Origin of the sequence: Amycolatopsis sp. WAC 01416, from assembly GCF_003947485.1 — a bacterium.
In the GTDB taxonomy this organism is placed as follows: domain Bacteria; phylum Actinomycetota; class Actinomycetes; order Mycobacteriales; family Pseudonocardiaceae; genus Amycolatopsis.
Map to the genome: position 1 here is coordinate 508,262 of NZ_QHHX01000005.1, position 20,911 is coordinate 529,172.

The window sequence follows — 20,911 nt, forward strand, 5'->3', positions numbered from 1 at the left end:
CGAACAAGTCGTGCGTCACGCGGCGTGCGGGATCGCCCGGATTCCCTGGTACGGGGTCTCCTTGCCGAGGTAGTCCACGGTTTCGAACAGGCCGATGGCGTCCATCGGATAGCGAGCGCCCGCTTCCGCCGCGAAAATGCACGGAAGGATCTGCTTGCGCTCCGAGGCGGCGGCCTGACCGCCCTTGCGGATGTGCTTGTGGGTGTGGATCAGGATCGGCATGTAGCCGCCGCCGAGGAACGAACCCGCCTGCAGGACCGCCCCGCCGACGCAGTCGATCACGCAGCCCTTGCCGAGGATCGCGTCGCGGCCCTGGTAGTAGTACGAGGGCGTGGCGAGCGTGCCGTGCTCCACGTGGAAGACGCCTGCCGAGAGGCCGATGATCGAACGGCCGCAGGTGCGCAGCACCGATCGGTAGAAGTCGACCAGGATCGGCCGCACGGTCGTGTCCGGAAGCGAGAATTCCCCGCACATCAGCGTGATGCGCACCAGTTCCGCGAGCGTGAGGCCGGAGCCGTGCTCCCCGGGGAATTCCTGGTCCCACGGCACCAGGTAGTCCGACGGCGCCACCATGGTCGTCCCGACGTCTTCGAGGATCAGCCGCTCCGCGTCGCCGACCGGTTCCGACGGCAGGACGCCGTTCGCGAGGACCCGGACGGCGAGCCGGTGCCTGGTCTCCAGCGTCTTCGCCCTGCTGGCGGCGATCAGGAGGTTGAGCCTTCCGGTCACCGTTTCCGGGATGTCGAAGAGGTGGTCGATGCCGTCGGTGGGAACGGCGATCTTGGCCTGGAGGCCACGGTTGGGCAGCGGTTCGTACGAGTCGACGACCTCCTGGAGAGCGTCGGCGAACTCACCCGTTCCGACCTGGACGAGCTTTTCCGCGGCCAGCGCCCGGTAGTCGTAGGGAATGGAGGGCGACGTCGACAGCACGATGTCGGCGAGCAGGGCGCGATGCCGGTCGTCGTCGAGCGACGCCGCGGCCAGTTCCAGCGACAGGTAAGGGGATTTGTCGCCGGGGCCGTGGATCCAGCTCGCGGTGAAGGGCGCCTCGAACCGGCAGACCTTCCCGAACAACGCGCGCGCGTCGTCGTCGTTCTTGAGCTGGCTCGTGACCTCGGTCAGCGCCGCTTCCCGGTCCGAGACTTCGGCCAGCATGTCCTTGGCCGGTCGCAACAGCGTCGAAAGGTCCTCAATGCTTCGCGTCATGCTTCGCTCCCAATTCGTGCGAACTCTTCGTGGTCGTTTTCCGTTGTCTGCGGGAAGGTGCCGGTGAACATCGCCGAACCCAGCGCGGCGAGGAACCGGTGCTCGGCGGGCCGGGTCACCGTGGTGCCCTCGTCGAGGTGCCCCAAGAGGTTCAGCTGCGTCAGAAGTGCCTCCTTGAAATGGTTGACGGTGATCAGGAAATGGCGCGCCGCCACCGGTTCCAGGAGGTCGCCGGCGTGCCGGATGTGAACGGCGTGGATGTTCTTGTGGTCGAGGTCCGAGCCGAAGAACGGTTCGAAGACCAGGGTTACGTGTTTGCCGGAGTGGAACTCCACGTCGGCGAAGCGATACCGGAACTCGGAGCCGTAGGGGATGGCGGCGGGGGAGATGAAATCCCTCGACACGTCCTCGGGGAACGCGAACCCGGCCAGTGCCGGAAAGGCGACAGCTCCGGTCGAAGACGTGTAGAGCTCGACGTCCGGCAGGTCCATCGCCGAGGTCAGCACCCTCATTTCCGCTGTCACAGCCGAAGGCGCCGTGAGCAGATACGTCCGGTACTGATCGGACGGCAGGATCGCGCGCAGAATGCTCAACATGTGGAAGCCCTCGTAGCCGGCTTCGCCGTATTGCGTGTCCACGAACCTGCCGTTCGCGACGTCGAACTCCCGGTTCTTGGTGAATTCGATGGTGACCTTCCGGATCGGATCGAATTCACCGGCTTCCCGCACCGACGCCGCGAAGCGCTGCACGGCTTCGCTGTGGGAATAGACGTCGTTGACGATGATCCGGGCGCGGGGATGCCGCAGGACCGTGCGGCCGAGGGCGTCGAGTTCGTCCGGATAGCAGGCCGGTTTCTCCAGCAGGATCCGTGCGTCGGGCTGAAGCCGCAGGATCTCGTCGACCACGGCGAGATGGGTCGCCGTCGGGGTGGCGACCACCCAGGCGTCGACGTCCGACGGATCCGGCACCTCTTCCACCCGGTCCCAGTCGGCGCCGTCACCGATGTCCACGGTGCGGACCCGATGACCCGCTTGCCCATAGCACGCGGCGTACAGGGATCCGATCTTGCCGAGCCCGACGATGACGATCGTCTTCTCAGCCAGCGACGATGCCGACACGGGCTTCCCCTCCCCGCGACCGGATGGAGTGGCGGGCGGCGGACGTGCCCGCGACCCGGCCCAGCACGGCTCCCGCCATCAGACCGGTGCCGCCCGGATAGCCCTGGTCGTAAAGGCCGCCGACGATCACACCCGCCGCGTAGAGACCGTCGATCGGTTCGCCGCCGCCACGCACCTCGGCGCCAGGGGTCACGGACAGCCCGCCGTAGGTGAACGTCAGGCCGCAGACCACCGGGACGAACAGGAATGGAGGAGTGTCGAGCCGCTTCTCCGTTCGGCCGGAATGCAGCCGCTCGATTTCGGCGGCCAGATTCGCGGCGTCGATGCCGAGCCGCCGGGCGCCTTCCTCGATCGAGGAGACGGTCACCGAGGCCGGATCGCCGAGGTATCCGTTCGGGAGCGACCCGGCCGAGACGACCTTGTCGTCGAAGATCTGGAACGCGATCCGTCCCGGCTGTTCCTGGATCTTCTGCCCGAGGGTGACGTAGGTGAGGTTGCTGTAGCCGCCGTCTTCGTCGAAGAACCGGCGCCCGTCCCGGTTGACCACGACGCCCAGCGGAAAGGCGTACCTGGCGAGGCCGTGGGATTTGTGCATCTGCCCTGGCAGCATGTAGTCGGGCAGTTCGACGCCCTGCGGCGTGGTGTGGCACTTTTCCCAGTTGCCCGCGGTGTCGGCGCCGAATTCGACGGCGGCCGCCAGCGGAGCGCCCTCGTTGAACGGAACACCGCGCAGCTTCACGTCACCCCACTCCTCGCCGAGGTGACGTTCACGCAGCCCGGTGTTCGCCTCGAAGCCCGCCGATGCCAGCACCAGCGCGTCGGCGATCACCGGGAAGGCGGGCCCGGATCCGTGGACCAGGTACCGGCCGTCGGCGGTCTTCTCGAAGCCGGTGACCGCGCTGTCGTAGAAGACCGTTCCCCCGAGCTGTTCGAACCGGGCGAAGTTGCGGTCCTGAAGGCTCTGACCGCCACCGTCGAGCACGATCGGCACGTCACCGGGGAGCGGAGTCGGCCGCGGGGCCCAGCGCTGCCCGAAGTCGCGCATCCAGGTGATCGTTTCCGTCGAACGGCGGACGATCGATTCGATCAAGGCGACGTCCACCTGGTCGCCGCACACCCGCAGCCAGTCGTCGACGTACTGCTCGTCCGAGTACCCCGACCGGCCGTCCAGGATCTCTTCGACCCGGTCCTTGTCCGCCTCCCGCAACAGGGCCGCGATGAAGGGGCTTCCCTGCCAGGAGAAACGCATGGTCCTGGTCAAGGAACTGTTCCCGCCGCGCAGTTCTTTCGGCGCGGCTTCGAGGACACTGACGGAGGTCGCGCCCGCCTGCAGCGCCGCAATACCCGCGCAAAGACCCGCATTACCGGCCCCGGCGACGACGACCTGCCTCTCGGCCACATCATTTTGCCCGCTATGCATCAACAACGCTCCACACAATCCGATGTTCGCCATTCATGGACGACCGGGTTCGAACGAGACCGGGTCATACCGCCGCGTGGCATGGTTGTTGCTTATGTCCACGCACGGTCACCGGGCCGATACGATCGGCGCGGCGCGTCGGTCTGCGAACCGCCGGTTCGCTGCTGGAATCGCAGCTTTCATGCCTCGTGTGTGCTCAGATGTGCGGCGCACGAGGATTTCTCTTCGGAATCAGCAGACGCGGGCCGATACGGCCGACGTCAGGCGTCATCCGGTCTTCAGAGCAGAGATTTCAGTGGATGCCTTCCGAGATGAACCAGGTGTTTCCGTCGGGTTCACCGTCGCCCTTGACGATGATCGTGCGGACTCTTCCGGTTTGCTCATTTTTTTTCGGGCCCGGTATTCCCGAGCCTCCCCCGAGGTGGCCGGCGTGGGGACCGACTGGGGCCAGCCTGACTTCCTGACCAGCGCATGGGCAACCTTCGGGTAGTTCGGCCTTGTTCGAAATCGTTCGAGTGGCCCGAACAGCAGATTCCGACACCGCTGAATGGCGGTATCACGGTCGAGATCGGTTCAGTCAATCTAGAGCGATGATCGTTGATGAGGGGGGCGACGACGGGGAGTCGTCGACGGGAGTTCCGTCACCGGACTCAGCGTCTTCACCGGCTGAGTTCACGGCGGCACTGCGTGTATTGAGAACGTGGTCCGGATTGACTTATCGACAGCTGGCCGGACGGGCGAAAGAACTCGGGGGAACGCTTCCGGCGAGTACGGTCGCGACCACTCTCGGCCGGACCACACTGCCCCGCGAATCGTTCGTCGAGACGTTCACGCGCGCGTGCGGGTTGAACGACGAAGACGTACGGCGGTGGCTCGGCGCCCGGACGCGGATCGCGATGGGGGTCCCGCTGCGGCTCGTCGACGACGTGAAGGTGACTCCCGCGCTCCCTCCGGAACCGGAACCGGAGCCCGCGCCGCCGGCCCGGCGACCTCGGCGCTGGCGTGGGCCGCTGATCGTGGCCGCGGTCGTGAGCATCGTCCTCGTCGGGGCACTCGGCTATCTGACCCGGTCCTTCGGCGCGGCCACGAAGGGCAAGGACACCGCGGCCGTGGTGCCGGGGCTGGACATCCGGGAGGTGGGCAGCTGGGCGCAGATCCGCCCCGCCCGCTCTCCCGAGTTCTGTCTCGCCGAGGGGACGGACCGGACCAGGCTCTACGCCGGCACCGTCGTCGCCCAGCAGCTCTGCGGCAGCGACGCGGCTCCGCATCTGTTCATCGACCCGGTCGGCGAAGAGAACGCCGTGCAGATCCAGTGGCACCATCCGGAAACCGGGGTCGGCTGCCTCACGATCGTGAACGAGGGACTGGGGCACGACCTGATCGAACCCCGCGACGACTGCGACGACGATGGTATGGACCAGCTGTTCACCATCGGCTCGGCCGGTCCGACGGAGGAGGGGCGGTTCGTCATCCGTCCCGTCGGCACCAGCCAATGCCTCGGCCTGCGCGACATGGACACCGTCGCGGGTACGGAGGTCGTCCGGGAACGCTGCTCCGGCGCACCTGACCAGACGTTCCTCATCGATCTGATCCCGCCTCCCTGAGCGTGCGGCTGGTCGTGAGTGGCGATTCGGGTTAGAACCCGAATCGCCACTCACGACCACCTGGACCGGCACTCGTGTGATCACTCCACGAGAAAGGCGGTGAAACCGGGAACCGAAGACGACCTTTCGACGACTTGTGGGGCTGAATGCGGCCCGGCGAGCGGAGAGAGATGCACTGGTACGAGGACGACGACCTGTGGGTCGGCTTCGCGGACGTGATGTTCCCGCCCAGCCGGGCCGAAGAGGCCGAACGCCTGACGGCCACGTCACCGCTGCTCCAGGTCGCCGACGGCGCGAAGGTGCTCGATCTGGCGTGCGGCCCGGCGATCCACATCGTGCCGCTGGCGAAGAAGGGCGCCGACGTGACCGGCGTCGACCTCAGCCCGGCGATGCTCGAACGCGCGCGAGAGGCCTGCGAAAGCGCCGGAGTCGCCGCGAAACTGATCCAGGCCGACATGCTCGAGTACGCCGAGCCCGGCGCGTACGACCTGATCATCAACATGTACACGTCATTCGGCTACTTCACCGAGCCCGGCGACAACCTCACCGTGCTGCGAAACGCCTACGCGAGTCTCGCGCCCGGCGGAAGGCTGCTGATCGACGTCCTCGGCAAGGAGGTACTCGCGGGCTGGGTCGGCCGTCCGAAAGCGGTCGACGTCGACGGCGGGACGGTGTTCATGCGCGACACCATCCTCGATGACTGGACCCGCCTCAAGACCGAATGGACGCTGGTCCGCGACGGCGCGGCGAAGCAGGCGTCGATCCTGTCCTTCCTGTACAGCGCGGCGGAACTGAAGGTGCTGTTCGAGACGGTGGGCTTCACCGGCGTCGAGTGCTTCGGTGACTTCGACGGCTCGCCGTACGACAACCACGCACGCCGCCTGATCGTGCGTGGTGAACGTGCCGGCTGAACCGCTTCGCCTGTTCGCCGAACCGGACGACGCCGGGCCCGACGAAAAAGCCGCCCGCTCGCTGCGGCTCACCGCTCCGGTGCTTCTGCTGTCGGCGGCGCTGGTGATCTCGCTGATCGCGGGCATCGCGCTCGGCCCGTCCAGCGTCGCTCTCCCGGATGTCCTGCGCTACTTGGGAAAGGCCATCACCGGCGGCACCATCACCGGCGACGAGGTCACCGGGTACTCGATCGTCTGGCAGGTCCGCACGCCGCGGGTGCTGCTGGCGGCCGTGGTCGGCGCGGGGCTCGCGGTGGTCGGGGTCGCCGTGCAGGCGCTGGTCCGCAACGCCCTCGCCGACCCGTTCGTGCTCGGGATCTCGTCGGGTGCCTCGGTCGGTGCCGCCGCCGTCGTGGTGTTCGGCCTGTTCGCCGGGCTCGGCGTGCTGGCGCTGTCGACGGCCGCCTTCCTCGGCGCGCTTGGCGCGACGGCGATCGTCTATCTCGCCGCCCGTAGCAAATTCGGCCTGACGCCGTTGCGTCTCGTGCTCACCGGGGTCGCGCTCACCTACGGCTTCCAAGCCGTGATGAGCGTGCTCGTCTACCTCTCGCCGAGCGGCCAGGCCGCGCAGACCGTGCTGTTCTGGCTGCTGGGCAGCCTCGGCGCGGCGACCTGGGCGTCCCTGCCGCTGGCCGCGCTCGGGGTGGCCGTGGCGATCGTGGTCCTGCTGCGGTACGGCACCGCGCTCGACGTCCTGTCCATGGGCGACGAGACCGCGATGAGCCTCGGCACCGACGCCGCCGCTTTGCGCCGCTGGCTCTTCCTGCTCACCGCGGTCGTCACCGGACTGCTGGTGGCGGTCAGCGGCTCGATCGGGTTCGTCGGTCTGGTCCTGCCGCATGTGGTGCGGATGATCGCCGGTTCGGGGCATCGCCGCGTGCTGGCGCTCGCGCCGCTGGTGGGCGCGGTCTTCCTGGTGTGGGTCGATCTGCTCGCCCGCACCCTCGTCGCGCCGGAGGAACTGCCGCTCGGCGTGATCACCGCGCTGATCGGCGTCCCGGTGTTCCTCGTCGTGATGCGGCGCCGCGGCTACGCGTTCGGGGGTCGCTGATGCTGTCCCTGCGCGAACTTTCCGTCGAGGTGGCCGGATCGACGCTCATCCGCGAGTTGCGCCTGGACGTCGGCGCGGGCGAGTTCGACGGCCTCCTCGGCCCCAACGGCAGCGGCAAGTCGACGGCGTTGCGTTGTGTCTACCGGGCGCTGACCCCGTCCGGCGGCGCCGTCCTGCTCGACGGCGTCGACCTGGCGGAACAGGGCCTGCGCGACACCGCCCGCCGGATCGCCGCGCTCACCCAGGACAGCCGGGCGGATCTGGACTTCACCGTCGAGGAGGTCGTCGCGCTCGGCCGGTCGCCGCATCAGCGCGGCAACCTCCGGCTGTCGGCCCGCGAACGCGCGCTGTGCCGGGAAGCGTTGCGGCGGATGGACATCACCCATCTCGCCCAGCGCAGCGTGCTGACACTTTCCGGTGGCGAACGGCAACGGGTACTGGTGGCGAGGGCACTCGTCCAGGAACCGGAGGTGCTGGTCCTCGACGAGCCGACCAATCACCTCGACGTCCGCCACCAGGTGGAACTGCTGAAATTCCTGCGCGACTGCGGGCTCACCGTGCTCGTCGCCCTGCACGATCTCAACCTCGCCGCCGCCGTCTGTCACCGGATCGCGTTGCTGCGCGGCGGAGCACTCGCCGCCTGCGGAACCCCGGCCGAAGTGCTCACGCCCGAAACGGTCCGCGCCGTGTTCGGCGTCGAGGTCACCCCGGTGACCCATCCCGTGACCGGGGCGCTCCAGCTGCTGTACGACCTTCCCGCCGATGAAACCGAGGGGATCACACGATGAAGCCGTCCAGGGTGACCGCGCTCTTCGCCGCGGCGCTGCTTCTGAGCGCCTGCGGTGCCCAGGTCGAGGCCGGACCGGCCGCACCGGCACAGGCCACGGTGACCAACTGCGGTGCGCAGGTCACCTTCCCGGCGCCCCAGCGCCCGGTGGCCTACGACGTCTCCGGCGCCGAGAAGATGTTCGCGCTCGGCCTCGCCGGCCGGATGCGCGGCTACGTGATGAACTCGCTCGGCGATCCGTCGATCGCCGGGTCGCCGTGGAAGGACGACTACGCCAAGGTCGAACGGCTCGGAACCTCGCGGGTCACCCGTGAAATCCTGGTCAACGCCAAGGCGGACTGGGTGATCGCCGGCTGGAACTCGGGCTTCAGCGAGGAACGCGGGATCACGCCGAAGCTGCTGGAGCAGGTCGGCATCCGGAGCTATCTGCACACCGAGACCTGCTGGGAGTATCCGGCCGCGAAGTCGGAGGTGACGCCGCTTGAGGCGCTCTACACCGACCTGCGCAATCTCGGCGACATCTTCGGCGTCCGTCAGCGGGCCGACGAACTGGTCACAGACCTCAAGGGACGCTTCGACAAGGTCCGAGCCGGAGCACCGAAGACCCCGCCCGCCAAGGTGTTCGTCTACGACTCCGGCACCGACCAGCCGTTCACCGCCGGAAAACACGCCGCTCCCAACGACATCATCGACGCCGCGGGCGGGACCAACGTCTTCCGCGACCTCCAGGACGGCTGGGGCAGCGTCGGCTGGGAAGCGGTGGTGAAGGCCGAGCCCGAGGTGATCGTCGTGGTGGACTACGCGGACCAGCCGGCGAAGGACAAGATCGCGTTCATCAAATCCGCGCCACAGCTGAAGAACACCCCCGCCGTGCGAGACAACCGGTTCCACGTCGTCTCCTACGGGGACCTCGTGAGCGGCCCGCGCAACGCGGCGGGCGCCGAATCGCTGGCCGCGTACCTGCGCTCGATCGGGCGGTGAACCCGATGTCCGCGCTGGTCCACGAACATGTCACCGACGCGATCAAGACACCGGCGTTGATCCGGCTCGAGCCGAACGTCGTGCTGATCCGCTTCGAAACCCTGAAGGTCTACGCGGCGCTCGGCGCGGTCCGGTCGCTGCTCGCGGCCGGTACCGTCCGAAAAGGACAGACGCTGATCGACAGCTCCAGCGGGATCTACGCGCTCGCGCTGGCGATGGCCTGTCATCGTTACGGTCTGCGCTGCCATATCGTCGCGTCCACCACTGTCGACCTCACCATGCGTTCGCAGCTGGAGATCCTGGGCGCGACGGTGGACCAGATGCCGCCGTCGGACGACCTCCGGCTCGACCAGCGGCGCCGTGTCGCACGCGTGCACGAACTGCTGGAACGCCATCCGGAGATGCACTGGATGCGCCAGTACCACGATCCCGTGCACTACCTGGGGTACGGCGAGGTCGCCGATCTCGTCGCCCGCGCGCTGCCGTCCGGGCCGCTCACCGTCGTCGGCAGTGTGGGCACCGGCGCGTCGACCGGCGGGATCGCGCGGTCGCTGCGCGAACGCGATCCGGACGTCCGCCTCACCGGCGTGCAGCCCTTCGGCAGTGTCACCTTCGGGAGCGAGCGGTTCACCGATCCGGACGCGATCATCGCGGGGATCGGGTCCGCCATCCCGTTCGGCAACGTCGATCACGCACTGTACGACCGGATCCACTGGCTGGACTTCGTGCACGCCATGGCCGCGACCGTCGGCCTGATGCGCGACCACGCCGTCTTCGCCGGGCTTTCCACCGGTGCCGCGTACCTCGTCGCGGGCTGGGAAGCGGCGCGGAACCCGGATCGGACGCACGTCGTGATCGGCGCCGACACCGGACATCGCTACACGGCAAGGGTTTTCGCCCGGCATCGGGAAGCGGTCGACCCGGCGGGGCTCGCGCCGCGCGAGATCGCTTCACTGGACGAACTCGCCCTGCCGTGGGCGGCGATGGACTGGAGCCGCCGCCGCTTCGGGATACCCGCGCAGCCGCTGTACCGGAAGGAGCGTGCGTCGTGACCGTCGTCCTGTTGGAAGCCTTGACGTTCGGCCTGGGCAGGCTGGCCGACGCAGCGGCGGATGCCGGGCGGAAACTGGTGCTGTTCACCGGAAACCGCGACATCTACCGGTACGAACTCGGCACCCTCGGGCCGGGCAGGGTCGAGGTCGTCGACATCGACACCACCGACATCGCGGCCTGCGAAGCGGCGTTGCGGGCCATCCCGGACCTCGCCGGGATCATCAACTCGACCGACACCTGGGCGCTTCCCGGCGCGGAACTCACCGCCCGGCTGAGCCTGCCCGGCCCCGACGCGGCCGCCGTCCGTGTCTTGCGGGACAAGGGTGCCGTGCGCGATCTGCTGTACGAACACGGGCTCACCCGGGGCAGGCCGGTACCCGTCATGGTCGCCGAGGAGCTCGAGTTTCCCTTGGTGGTCAAGGATTCTTCGGGAACGTCGTCACGCGGGGTGTGGCTCGTTCGTGACCAGGACGAACTCGAGCGAGCCAGGCTGGAGGCGAAGGAAACGCCGCTCAAGGGCCATCTGATCGCGGAACCGTACTTCGCCGGCCCGCTCTACAGCGCGGAAACCGTCACCTGGCAAGGAAGGACGCGGCTGCTCGGGATCCTCTCCCGTCAGCTGTCACCCGAACCCGTGCGACGCGAGGAGGCCGCCGCGTTCCCGGTGGCGTTCCCCGAGGCCGAATACGCCGGACTGGCCGACTGGATCGGGCGGGTGCTCAAGGCCGCCGGACACGAGCAAGGCTTCGCGCACACCGAATTCGTGCTCACCGCCGACGGGCCGGAGGTCGTCGAGATCAACATCCGGATCGGCGGGGCGATGCTCGGCGAGGCGCTGTGCCGGTCCTTGGACACCAACGTGTATTCCGCGATGATCGACATGGCGCTGGGCGAGGAACCCGCTTTGCTGACCCAGGAGGTCGGTGGGGGACCGGGGATCGGGTTCGTCCTGGCGTACCCGGCCGTGGAAGGTGTGCTGAAGGGTTGGTCGGGGCTCGACAGGCTGCCTGGCCTCCCGGGCGCGCCGGAGTGGTATCCGACGGCGAGCCCCGGTGACGAGATCCGGCACCTCACGGATCAGCGGTCCTGCACCGGGATCGTGCTGGCCGAAGGACCGACGGCGGAGCTGGCGCTGCATCGCGCGCTTGCCGCGGCGGGTGGGATCACGGCGGAGATCGAGTCCTGAGGGTGTCGCGAAAGCCACTTTCGAGACGCCAGGCGTCCTCAAAGTGGCTTTCGCGACACAGGGCCGGGCCCTGGAACGCGCCGATCTTGGTCACCGTCCTTGTCGCTCACGAGACGTTTGGCGTGATTCGCGTGTCCAGGCACGGAACTCGCGTGATTGAAGGCGTAACTCGCGTGATTGGAGGCGGAACTCGCCGAGGGCTGGGTCAGGAGCCGGGCACGCACTTCTTGGCGGCCGCGGCGGCGGCCGCCAAGTCCGGGGTGTCCATCTTGACGGAAGCGAAGGGATCGGTCGTCTCCGTCAGTGGTTTCTGGGCCGCTTCAAGGGCTTTGAGTCCTTGGTCCAGCGCGGCCTGTCCCTTGGACGCGTCGAGCTGTCGCTTGCCGTCGGCCGCCGCGTCCCGTGCCGCGGTGTAGCGGTCCACAATGGACTTCTTGGCGTCGTCGCCGCCGGGGACCGGTGACGGGGGCAGCGCGGCCAGCTCGCCGATGACCTTGTCCGCGAGTCCGGCGCGCACCCCGAGGTCTTCGCTCAGCCAGCTCCTCGTCACTTCGACGCCCGACGCCTGTTTGCTCGCGTGATCGTTGCTGGCCTTCACATAGCCGTACAGCGCGCCGCACATCCCGTCGAGCCACGCGACGGTCTTGGCGTCCGGAGCGGCGGGTACCGAAGACGACGGGGTGGCGGTGACTGTCACAGGTGCGGCGGCAGGCGGCGGCTCACCCGAGCAGGCCGTTATCGCGAACAGGGCCACGGCTAGGGGAACGAGCAATACTTTCGTCTTCATCGGAGACTCCGTTCGCGGTGAAGCTTCGGTCAGTGGGGAGAAGCGCAACTCTTGGCCTCGGCCGCGACGGCCATCAGGCCCGGTGTCTCGATTTTGAGCGCGGGCAGGAGATCCGGGGTGTCCGTGACGGGCTTCTGCGTGGCGTCCATCGCCGCGATCGCGGCGTCCATGGCGGCTTCGTTGCCGGACTTCTCCAGACGCTGCTTGCCCGCGGCCGCCGCGTCCCTCGCCGCGGCGTATCGGTCCACAAGGGACTTCTTCACCGCGTCACCGCCGGGAATCGGTGACGGGGGCAGCGCGGCGAGGTCGTCGACGACCTCGCCCGCGAATCCCGCGCGGATCCCGAGTTCTTCCTTCAGGGCGCCGCGGGTGACTTCGATTCCCGGCTTCTGTTTGCGTGAGTATTCGTCGTGGGCCTTCAGATAGCCGTACACCGCGCCGCACACGCCGTCGAGCCAGGCGACGGCCTTCGGATCGGGCCCGGCGGGCGACGACGGCGGCGGTGACGGCGGGGTGACGGTGACTGTCGCAGGCCCGGCGGGCGGCGGCCCACTCGAACAGGCCGAAACCGCGAACAGGGCACCCACCAGGGAAAAGAGCAGGAGTTTCGTCTTCATCGGATCTCCCTCCGGGGTGAACACGCACCGGAGGGCCCGCGGGTTGCCCTCAGTCGCAGTGCCCCATGAGCCGCGCGAGTTCGCCGGGCAACAGTGGCGGCTCCGGCAGCGGGCTCGCGGCCGTGGCCCGCATGCCGTCGAGCAGGAGCGCGAGGTGGCGGCGCCATGCCTCCGGGCGCACGGCCGCGGTCGCCTCCACGGTGCGCGCGATCCCCCAGGTCACAAAGGCCATGTCCTCGAGGGTGAAGTCGGCGCGAAGGTCACCGCTTTCCTTGGCTCGCTCGACGATCCTGGTCATGAGTTCGTAGCCGTGTTCGGGATCTTCGGTCTGCGGCGGACGCGTCGAGGCGAGTTCGTTGTAACCGCGATCGGCGGCCTGGAGTTCGCAGATCCGTTCGGCGAAGTACGTCAACCCGGCCCAGGCGTCGTCGAGGGAGAGCGCGTGTCCGGCCAGTTTCGCGACGGTCGCGGCCCGGTCGGCGAACACGGCGTTCACCAGATCCGCGCGCTGGGGGAAGTGGTTGTACAGGGTGCCGATGCTGACGCCTGCCGTCTTCGCGATCTCTTCGAGCGGGACGTCGAGGCCGCGCACCGCGTAGAGCCCTCTCGCGGCCTGCACCAGCAGGTCGCGGTTGCGCTGGGCGTCCTTCCGCAGAGGTTTGGCCATGACGCCATCGTAGTCAAGTTGAAGGGACCCTCAAGTTACGGGTATAAGTTGAGGAGAACCTCAACTTAGTTCTCCTGGAGGAGCCATGACCAAGACGTTCGCGATCTTCGGCGCCGGACCGGTGCTGGGACTTTCGCTCGCGCGTCGCTTCGGCCGCGAGGGTTTCCGTATCGCCCTCGTCGCGCGCACCACCGAGAACCTCGACGCGCTCGTCGCCGAACTCGCCAAGGACGGCATCGAAGCGAGCGGGTTCGTCGCCGACGTCTACGAGTCCGAACAGCTCGCGGCCGCCGTCACCGCCATCGGCCGCATCGACGCGCTGGCGTTCAATCCCGGCGGCGGGACCATGGGAGAGGGCATCGTGCCGGTGCTCGACGTGGATCCGGAGAACCTCCGGCTCGTCCTCGACCGCTTCCTGGTGTCCGCGGTGGCGCTGGTGCGGGCCGTACTGCCGGGCATGACCGAACGTGGCGACGGCGCGATCCTGTTCACCGCCGGGCAATCCGGTCTGCACCCGGCGCCCTTCCTCGGCAACGCCGGCATGGCGCAGGCCGCGCTGCGGAACTACTTCCACAACCTGAACGCCGTGCTCGCCGAGAAGGGCGTCTACGCCGGAGCCGTCAACGTCGGCGCGTTGATCGAGGGCAGTGTTCCGCATCGGGTGCTCACCTCGAGCCCGCTGGACTTCGAGCCCGAGGTGATCCATCCCGATGTCTTCGCCGACGCCTTCTGGAAGCTCTACGAGACGCGCGAAGCTCCCGAAGCGCTGGTCGGTTCGTTCGGGAGGTGACCTACTTTTCGATGGCGTAGGCCTCGATCTCGACCTTCATCTTCGGGTCGAGCAACGCCGAGACCTCGACCATCGTGGCCGCGGGAAGCACGTCGCCGAAGGCTTCGCGGTGCGCCCGCGCCACGAGTTCGGCGTCCTTGATGTCGGTCACGTAGGTGACCGTGCGGACCACCGCGACCAGACTCGAACCGGCGTCCCGCAGCGCGGTCTCGATGATCGAAAGCACGGCCGTCGCCTGCTCGTACGCGTCGCCCGAACGGGCGGGTTCCCGTGCCGTCGTCCCGGAAACGTGGATGTGCTCGCCGACGCGCACAGCCCGGCTGTAGCCGAAGACCCGCTCGAAGTCCCCGCCGGAGGAGATGTTCACCCGTTCAGTCATGGACCGAACGAAAGCACGAAACGGCCCCGTACCGAAACCGGTACGGGGCCGCCGATACCTACTTCTCTTCCTTGTCCTCCGGCGGCTTCTCGTTCACGGCGGGCGGGATGGCCTTCGTCAGTTCGACGATGGTCTTCCCGGCCATGCCCGAAGCGCCGTAGGTCGGGTCGCTGAGGATCTTGGTCGTCTTCTCGATCGCGTCCGCCACCTTCGGGAACCTCTTGTGCAGGTCGCCGATCGGGAAGCTGTTCCAGTAGTCGAACCGCTTCAAGATGTCCGCCGCCTCGGGGCGCCCCTCCAGCACCTTCGTCAGCTTCTCGCGCACGACCCGGAGGGGCATGTCGCTGAGCTTTTCCCGAGGGGGCTTGGGTGTGGCTTCCGGAGTGGTGTCGGACGGTTTGGTGGGCGGGGCTTCGATCGGCTTCTTGCCGCCGGGCATCGGCGTCCCGCCGGCGGGTTTCGGCTTGGGCAGCGTGACCTTGCCGCCGCCGAGGGTCAGCTTCACGACGTCGTCCGCCGCCCCGCGCGTCTTGGCCAGGATCTTGATCATCTCGGCGAGCTTCTTGGCCGTGTCGGCGATCTGCTTGGCGATCTTGGCGATCGCCACCCCGACCGTGGTCATGATGGAGGCGATCGCCGCGATGATCGAACCGCCGAAGGTGACCGGCGCCAGCGCCACCGCCACGATCGCGGCCTTGAGGATGCCCGCCAGCGTCATGGCGATGATGTCGCGGACGATGCCGCGGACCGCGCCGATGACGGCACCGGCGATCCCCATCTGCTTGCCCGCGAAATTGACGTACTCGGCGAGCGCGTCGATCTGGGCGGCGACGCCCTCCATGTCGGCACGGAACTTGTCGGCGGCCTCGCCGTCCCACTTCTCCATGAACTTCTTGGTGGCGGCCGCGTGGTCCTCCGACCACTCCTTCACGACCTTGCCCTCGTTGTAGATCGCCGTTTTGGCCGCCTCGATGCCCTTCGGGTCACCCATCAGGAAGTCCAGCGGCCAGCGGAAGATGACGATGTGCTCGATCAGCCAGCCGATTCCGGCGGTGAGCAGCGACCCGATCGGGTCGACGACCATGCCGAGGACCTCGATCGCCATCCCCGCCGAGGCCAGCCCGATGCTGAGGCTGTCGCCGTCGTCGACGGCCTTCTTCAGTGAGAACGCGGAATCGAAGAAGCCCGCGCCCGCGGTGTCCCCGCTGCCCGCGAGGAAGCTGCGGTTCTCGTCCTTGAAGTCGTCGGCCTTGGTGCCGCTGCCGTTGCCGAAGTCGTTCGGGCGGTATTCGTCGCTCACTTGACCTTCACCTCGTCGATGCCCTTACCGGCGTCGGTGATCAGCTTCTCCGCCTCCTGCTCGTTGGCGTCGTACTTCTTCGCGGCCTCGCGCACCCTGTCCGAGAACTCCTGCACGTTCTCCGAGTACTTGTTCAGGTGGTCCCGCGCCTTCCCGCAGTGCATGCTCGCGCCGGCGCCGTAGATCTGGCCGCCGAAGATGCCGAAGATGCCCGGGTCGGCCACACAGCTGCCCACCATGCCGGCGCTCTTCCGCAGCGCGTCCTCGAGTTTGTCGAGGTGACCGGCGAACTCGTTCAGGGCTTCCGTCTTGACACCGAATCCGCTCACCACGGGCTCATTTCATCGTCGTCGGGGGTGGCCGGTCGCCGGGGTCGCGGCGCCGGGGGGTTCGGCGGCCGCACGGGACGGCCGGGCTGAGGCGGCATCGGGGGGCCTGCCTGCGGCGGGGGCGGCGGCCGGAAGCCCGCCTGCGGCCGCGGGTCCTCGTGGTGCGCCTCGGGAGCCCACTTGTCCTGCTCGGGACTCTCCGGGGCGTCTTCCTCGTCCTCGACCTTCGGCAGGAACGTGCGGACCAGCTCGGCGGCCTCGTCGTTGCCGTTGATCTCGGTGTACGACTCCGTGACCTTCTCCACGGTCTTGCGCTGGGCCTCGCGCACCGTCTGCATGACCAGGGAGGAGAGCCGCGCGGGTCCCAGCGCGGTGGCCCGGTTGCCGAACTCGATCGCGCTCAGCGAGCCGTTGGCCTCGACCGTCACCGTCACCGAGCCGTCGGGGGACCGCACCGTGGACGCGGAAGAGGTGAACGCGGCCGTCAGGGCTTCGGCTTTTTCCTGGAGTTTCTTTGCCTCTCGCTCCAAAAGGAGCGCGAAGTCCTCACCTGCGTCGAAATTGGGTTGCATGCGTCGCCTTGGCTCGGTTCGGATGGGGCACGATCGGAGAGAGTGCGAGGTCGACGAGGCGCTCTGCGGAACTGCCCGAGATCGTCACGTATCGTTACCACCGCGCGGGCGTTCGGACAACCCGGATGATCAGGTATTGCCCGAAAGGTCCTCCGGTGGTGGTGGTTCGGGCCAGAGCCTGGAAGAGGAACCGCGATGGAAACCGGACCGATCGTGCGGGACGCCGATCGAGACGACGTCATGGCCATCTGCCGCTTCGGCGAGGAGCACGTCCAATCCCACTACACGCCGCTGATCGGCGAAGAAGCCGCTGCCCTGCAGGTGCGGATGTGGTGGAACGAGACGAACGTCGCGGGCGCCGTTGCCCGCGGTTCGGTGGTGGTCGCCGACGACGGCGGGCATCTGGTGGGTGTCGGACAGCGCGGACTCGACGGTGCGGAGCACGTGATCTACAAGCTGTACGTGCACCCTCGTCATCGAGGTGGCGGGCTGGGCAGGCAGCTGCTCGACGTCCTCATCGGACAGTTGCCGCCGGGCACCGAACGGTTGTACATCGAGCATTTCGTGGCCAACGAACGCGCGGCAGCCTTCTACGAGCGCGAGGGTTTCAGGGTGGAGCGGATCGACGCTCGGCTCGGTGTGGTCTGGCGAGTCCGCGATCTTCGCTAGCGGAGGTTCCGGGTCAGGGGTCCGTCGAGCCAGCGATCGACCTGGCGCTGACCCCGCAGCCGGACGACGACGAGGTCCGGATACCGGTTCTCGGCGATGACCCTGTGCACGCGAGCGCGCATGATCGGGTGGTAGCGCCAGGCGAGCTTGACGATGTGGTCGCCGTCGGTGAAGAACGTGTACAGCGGGCCTTCGACGTTGCCGCCGGCGATCTTCGAGCCGCGCCCCACACGACGTTTCAGCGTCCGGACGACCGTGCGTGCCACGGTCAGGGCACGGGGATGATCGAGCCAGACGAGGACGTCCAACCGCTCGGTCATCCGCTCCCGGACCTCTTCGCCCTGCCATTCGATGGCCCACTCGTCGCCGGTGAGGAATTCCAGGACGTCGGCCTGCCAGGTCTCCCGCACCGTCCAGCCCGGTGCGTGGAAAAAGGACTCGAACTCGACGAACGGCAACTCCATGCGCTCGCACAGGGTTCGCGCCAGCGTCGACTTGCCGGATCCGGCGGGGCCCGCCACCGCGACCCGCCGGATCCGGCGTCCGGGAAGAGCGTCGTCCGGCCCGATGATCCGCATCCGGGGGAGTTTATCGGGGGGCGTCTTCGCTACCGCTTTTCGGCGGCCGTCTTGAGATCCTTCAGCCAGATTTCGAGGCCCTGTCCCAGCATCTCGGTGGAGTTGGGCACGTCCTTGTCGACCTGCGGGCCGGTGTGGCTCTCTTCGGTGCGGACGATGACGCCGCCGGGGACCTTGACGAAGGTCCAGACGTGGACGCCGTCGATGTGCATGCCGCCGGGGCCGTCGAGGGGGCCGGTCCAGCGGATGCACTTGCCGGGCTGGAGCTGCCGGACGGTGGACACGATGGTCACGTCACCGGGCGGGTAGGGCATGCCGGGCGGGACGGAAATCGTCCACTGGAACCGGGAATGCTTGCGGAACGGGCCGTGGTCCAGGCGTTTCATGGTGACGGGGAGGACGGGGTTCTGCCACGACGGCCAAGCCTCCACGTCGGTCTGCAGGTTCCAGACGGTGCGCGGCGGCGCCTTGATGAAGGTTTCGGTCCGGTAGTGCACCTTGGCGGCGCGGTCGATGCCTTTTCCTTGACAGGTAAGGGAAGTCGGTTTGTGGCCGTGAGCTTGGGCAGGCGTTGTGGCGCCGACGACGCCGGCGAGGGCCAGCGGAACCGTGAGCAGGGCGGCGCGGGTGGCGAGTCGACGGCTTGAGGTGCCGAACATGATCCTTCTCCCTCTGTTCGCGAGCCGCTCGGTTAGCGGCTATCGCTATAGTTAGAAGCTATAGCGAGACGGTGGATAACGTCAAGAAGGAAAGTGAGAGGGTCTAACGCTGTGAGAGTTTCGGCTCCAGTCACGCGAGTTTCGCGTCCAGGCACAGGGAACGTCGGGCCGGCCGAGCGCGCCGTCCCGGCGGTCACCTCGGCGGGTAGTGAGGGCTCCTTCCCTGCCCGCGGGGGCAGGGTCTCGGCAAAGTCGCATAACTGCTGGTGAATGAGTGGCGGGTGACGATTCGGATTCTGATGACAGGGGCCCGTCACAGTGGCCGGACACCTTCTCGACCGTCCACAGGGGACCCTTTCCAGGTGGCAGTGTCTGATTCGGGCGTTTTGTGAAGGGGTCGCGAGTGGCAAGTGTCGTTCTGGTGAGCCTCGTCTTGGGTGCGTACTGCGTGACCTGCGGCGCTTCTTGCGTGATGCCTGGTTTGAAGTACATGAAGGTCCCCTTCCTGTACTTAGGCGCAAGGATGGGGTCTTTCACGCGCTGTCGCAGTGGCGCTGAGGCTCACGGGGGCGTTCCTGTCCGGCCCCGGTGTGTCGTGAAGGGCCCCTTTGAGACCTTCAACGTCTCAAAGGGGCCCTTCACGACATCCCCACGACCGCGAAAGCTCACGTGAGCGCCTCTGACCGGAGTCCTTCACGGACCGGCCTGGCATCAACCGCAGCCGGAACCATGTAGGTACCTAAGACACCCTTGGCTCTAACGACACTTGCCACTCGCGACCCCCCATTGAGAACCGCGCATCTAGCCATCAATCAGACATTTCACCGCTCGAAAGTGTCCCTTGTGGACGCTCGGGGCTTGACGCGTGCCTCGAGTAGCTCGCGACCTTCAGGGTGGGCAAGGAGGCCTTCACGGACAGGCGTACGGGACCCGGTCAGACCCAGCCGATCCGCTCGTAGAACGGCGTGATCCACGCTCGGAACCGCTCCCCGTGGACCTCCTGGGCGGCGGCCACGATGGCGTCCGGGTCTTCGGCCGGTGTCAGGCCCCGATCCTGGAGCCACTTGACGAACTCTTCGTGCGAGCCGCTGTGGTCGTCGTCTTCCTCGCGGAAGTAGTCGGCCGAGTCGTGGTCGACCATGACCTCACCGTCGTAGCCCAGCAGCCGCAGGAAATCCCGGAAGTCGCGGGCGACGACCTGCTCGCCGCCCTCGTCGCCGAAGACCACGACGGGCGAGAGGGCGAGATCCGTCTCGTCGCCGGTTCGCCAGATCGCGTATGTCGAGCCGCTCCCGTTCGCCTGGGCGAAGGGAATCACGCGCGACAGGAACTCCGGGTCGTCCAGCTCCTTGGGGAAACGGTCCTTGTCGTCGTAGTCGTACAGCTCGAAGCCATCGGCGATGAAGTCGCCGGCCGAGTCGTAGAGGTCCTTCAGCTCGTTCAGGACGGGGATCGGTGAGTACACGCCAGGCAGCATAAGCGAGTCAGAAGTCCGTGAAGGCCTCCTTGAGGGATCTGGATCCCTCAAGGAGGCGAACTCACGTGATTGGGGACGGAACTCGCGTGATTGGAGGCGGAACTCGCGTGATTGGGGACGGAACTCACGTGATTGGAGGCGGAACTCAGGTCGAGCGGCCAAGGAAGGCGAGGAACCGGGCCTGGGCGTCGGCGTCCGCGGGTGGTTTCAGCCGGGGGCCGAAGGTGCCCGGCGTGCGGCTGATGATCAGCCGGGCGAGCGAGAACGACGGCGCGATGAGGTCGGGTTCCATGCGCACGTCCACGCCGAGGGCGGAGCCGATGTCCCAGGTGTGGACCAGGGTGTCGAAGGTCAGCAAGGCCAGGTAGTCGGTGACCGTCGCATCGGGACGGTTGGCCACGTACCACGCCGGGGCCGGCCGGTCGAGTATCTCGCCGGTGACGACGGCGTCGGTCGCGGAGCGTGTCGCGCGCCATGCGGCGAGCGGGTCGTCACCGGCCAGTTCGCCGGGCTTCTCGGAGCCCGCGGGCCCGTTCTCCACCGCGAATTCCTGGCCGCCCGCGTGCTGCCGCAGCACCTCCAGACCCCAGATGACGTGACCTGTCACGTCTCGCACCGTCCAGTGTTCGCAGGCCGACGCCGTGTGCCACCGGTCTTCCGGCACGGCCGCGAGCACGGCGTCGAAGGCGTCTTGTGTCCGCCGGTAGCGGTCCGCGATTTCGTTCATGGGC

23 protein-coding genes are annotated in these 20,911 nt (G+C 67.7%); 9 read left to right on the forward strand and 14 right to left on the reverse strand.

Annotation, left to right across the window (positions count from 1 at the left end; translation table 11 throughout):
* Positions 1–15: 15 nt before the first annotated feature.
* Genes DL990_RS19610 through DL990_RS19620 form a run of 3 tightly spaced genes read right to left on the reverse strand, consistent with a single transcriptional unit; the run spans position 16 to position 3,723 of the window.
* Positions 16–1,206, reverse strand: coding sequence for a hypothetical protein (locus tag DL990_RS19610; protein ID WP_125788500.1), 1,191 nt, complete (start codon positions 1,204–1,206; stop codon positions 16–18).
* Complete coding sequence (locus DL990_RS19615; protein WP_125788501.1) at positions 1,203–2,324, reverse strand: Gfo/Idh/MocA family oxidoreductase; 1,122 nt, start codon at positions 2,322–2,324, stop codon at positions 1,203–1,205. Before DL990_RS19615 ends, DL990_RS19610 begins: the two co-directional genes overlap by 4 nt.
* Positions 2,302–3,723, reverse strand: coding sequence for an FAD-dependent oxidoreductase (locus DL990_RS19620; protein WP_199746473.1), 1,422 nt, complete (start codon positions 3,721–3,723; stop codon positions 2,302–2,304). The genes DL990_RS19615 and DL990_RS19620 overlap by 23 nt, the downstream gene beginning before the upstream one ends.
* Before the next feature lie 611 nt (positions 3,724–4,334).
* Between DL990_RS19620 and DL990_RS19625 the strand changes: the two genes are divergently transcribed.
* From DL990_RS19625 to DL990_RS19655, 7 genes are all read left to right on the forward strand, one after another.
* Positions 4,335–5,348 carry an XRE family transcriptional regulator gene (locus tag DL990_RS19625; protein ID WP_255431379.1) on the forward strand — a complete coding sequence of 338 codons (1,014 nt, stop codon included), beginning with the start codon at positions 4,335–4,337 and terminating at the stop codon, positions 5,346–5,348.
* Between the two features lie 170 nt (positions 5,349–5,518).
* A complete protein-coding gene (locus DL990_RS19630) occupies positions 5,519–6,259 on the forward strand; it encodes a bifunctional 2-polyprenyl-6-hydroxyphenol methylase/3-demethylubiquinol 3-O-methyltransferase UbiG (RefSeq protein WP_125799497.1) in 741 nt (246 codons plus the stop codon).
* Positions 6,240–7,349: an iron ABC transporter permease gene (locus tag DL990_RS19635; RefSeq protein ID WP_125788505.1), complete on the forward strand. Its 1,110-nt coding sequence runs from the start codon at positions 6,240–6,242 to the stop codon at positions 7,347–7,349. Before DL990_RS19630 ends, DL990_RS19635 begins: the two co-directional genes overlap by 20 nt.
* Positions 7,349–8,137, forward strand: coding sequence for an ABC transporter ATP-binding protein (locus tag DL990_RS19640; protein WP_125799498.1), 789 nt, complete (start codon positions 7,349–7,351; stop codon positions 8,135–8,137). Before DL990_RS19635 ends, DL990_RS19640 begins: the two co-directional genes overlap by 1 nt.
* Complete coding sequence (locus tag DL990_RS19645) at positions 8,134–9,117, forward strand: ABC transporter substrate-binding protein (RefSeq protein ID WP_125788507.1); 984 nt, start codon at positions 8,134–8,136, stop codon at positions 9,115–9,117. Before DL990_RS19640 ends, DL990_RS19645 begins: the two co-directional genes overlap by 4 nt.
* Positions 9,114–10,169, forward strand: a complete 1,056-nt coding sequence (locus DL990_RS19650) for a cysteine synthase family protein (RefSeq protein ID WP_125799499.1) — start codon at positions 9,114–9,116, stop codon at positions 10,167–10,169. Before DL990_RS19645 ends, DL990_RS19650 begins: the two co-directional genes overlap by 4 nt.
* The gene (locus DL990_RS19655; protein ID WP_125799500.1) at positions 10,166–11,356 is read left to right on the forward strand and encodes an ATP-grasp domain-containing protein; all 1,191 of its coding nucleotides are present in this window, start codon (positions 10,166–10,168) and stop codon (positions 11,354–11,356) included. The genes DL990_RS19650 and DL990_RS19655 overlap by 4 nt, the downstream gene beginning before the upstream one ends.
* Positions 11,357–11,561: 205 nt before the next feature.
* Here the strand turns inward: DL990_RS19655 and DL990_RS19660 are convergent, their stop codons facing one another.
* From DL990_RS19660 to DL990_RS19670, 3 genes are read right to left on the reverse strand one after another with little or no spacing between them, the layout of a single operon-like run.
* Positions 11,562–12,143 (reverse strand): hypothetical protein, encoded by a 582-nt coding sequence (locus DL990_RS19660; protein ID WP_125799501.1) that lies wholly within the window; start codon positions 12,141–12,143, stop codon positions 11,562–11,564.
* Between the two features lie 29 nt (positions 12,144–12,172).
* Positions 12,173–12,760, reverse strand: coding sequence for a hypothetical protein (locus tag DL990_RS19665; protein WP_125799502.1), 588 nt, complete (start codon positions 12,758–12,760; stop codon positions 12,173–12,175).
* 49 nt (positions 12,761–12,809) lie between these two features.
* Positions 12,810–13,427 carry a TetR/AcrR family transcriptional regulator gene (locus DL990_RS19670; protein ID WP_125788512.1) on the reverse strand — a complete coding sequence of 206 codons (618 nt, stop codon included), beginning with the start codon at positions 13,425–13,427 and terminating at the stop codon, positions 12,810–12,812.
* Between the two features lie 85 nt (positions 13,428–13,512).
* Here DL990_RS19670 and DL990_RS19675 point away from each other — a divergent pair, with 85 nt between their 5' ends.
* Positions 13,513–14,217: an SDR family oxidoreductase gene (locus DL990_RS19675; protein ID WP_125799503.1), complete on the forward strand. Its 705-nt coding sequence runs from the start codon at positions 13,513–13,515 to the stop codon at positions 14,215–14,217.
* A 1-nt stretch (position 14,218) separates the two neighbouring features.
* On the opposite strand, the gene DL990_RS19680 is transcribed toward DL990_RS19675, so the two are convergent.
* Genes DL990_RS19680 through DL990_RS19695 form a run of 4 tightly spaced genes read right to left on the reverse strand, consistent with a single transcriptional unit; the run spans position 14,219 to position 16,797 of the window.
* Entirely contained in the window at positions 14,219–14,596 is a 378-nt protein-coding gene (locus tag DL990_RS19680) for a RidA family protein (protein WP_233599163.1), read from the reverse strand.
* A 58-nt stretch (positions 14,597–14,654) separates the two neighbouring features.
* A complete protein-coding gene (locus DL990_RS19685; RefSeq protein WP_125799504.1) occupies positions 14,655–15,896 on the reverse strand; it encodes a hypothetical protein in 1,242 nt (413 codons plus the stop codon).
* Entirely contained in the window at positions 15,893–16,225 is a 333-nt protein-coding gene (locus DL990_RS19690; RefSeq protein WP_370308681.1) for a type VII secretion target, read from the reverse strand. Before DL990_RS19690 ends, DL990_RS19685 begins: the two co-directional genes overlap by 4 nt.
* Positions 16,222–16,797 carry a YbaB/EbfC family nucleoid-associated protein gene (locus DL990_RS19695; protein ID WP_125788515.1) on the reverse strand — a complete coding sequence of 192 codons (576 nt, stop codon included), beginning with the start codon at positions 16,795–16,797 and terminating at the stop codon, positions 16,222–16,224. Before DL990_RS19695 ends, DL990_RS19690 begins: the two co-directional genes overlap by 4 nt.
* Before the next feature lie 195 nt (positions 16,798–16,992).
* On the opposite strand from DL990_RS19695, the gene DL990_RS19700 reads away from it, so the two are divergent.
* The gene (locus DL990_RS19700; protein ID WP_125799505.1) at positions 16,993–17,466 is read left to right on the forward strand and encodes a GNAT family N-acetyltransferase; all 474 of its coding nucleotides are present in this window, start codon (positions 16,993–16,995) and stop codon (positions 17,464–17,466) included.
* Here the strand turns inward: DL990_RS19700 and DL990_RS19705 are convergent.
* The 4 genes from DL990_RS19705 to DL990_RS19720 form a co-directional block, all read right to left on the reverse strand.
* Entirely contained in the window at positions 17,463–18,044 is a 582-nt protein-coding gene (locus DL990_RS19705; RefSeq protein ID WP_125788517.1) for a (d)CMP kinase, read from the reverse strand. The genes DL990_RS19700 and DL990_RS19705 overlap by 4 nt on opposite strands.
* A 29-nt stretch (positions 18,045–18,073) precedes the next feature.
* Positions 18,074–18,703, reverse strand: a complete 630-nt coding sequence (locus DL990_RS19710) for an SRPBCC family protein (RefSeq protein WP_125799506.1) — start codon at positions 18,701–18,703, stop codon at positions 18,074–18,076.
* 934 nt (positions 18,704–19,637) lie between these two features.
* Entirely contained in the window at positions 19,638–20,168 is a 531-nt protein-coding gene (locus DL990_RS19715; protein WP_125785218.1) for a hypothetical protein, read from the reverse strand.
* Positions 20,169–20,325: 157 nt separating this feature from the next.
* Entirely contained in the window at positions 20,326–20,907 is a 582-nt protein-coding gene (locus DL990_RS19720) for a TIGR03086 family metal-binding protein (RefSeq protein WP_125785217.1), read from the reverse strand.
* Positions 20,908–20,911 lie beyond the last annotated feature (4 nt).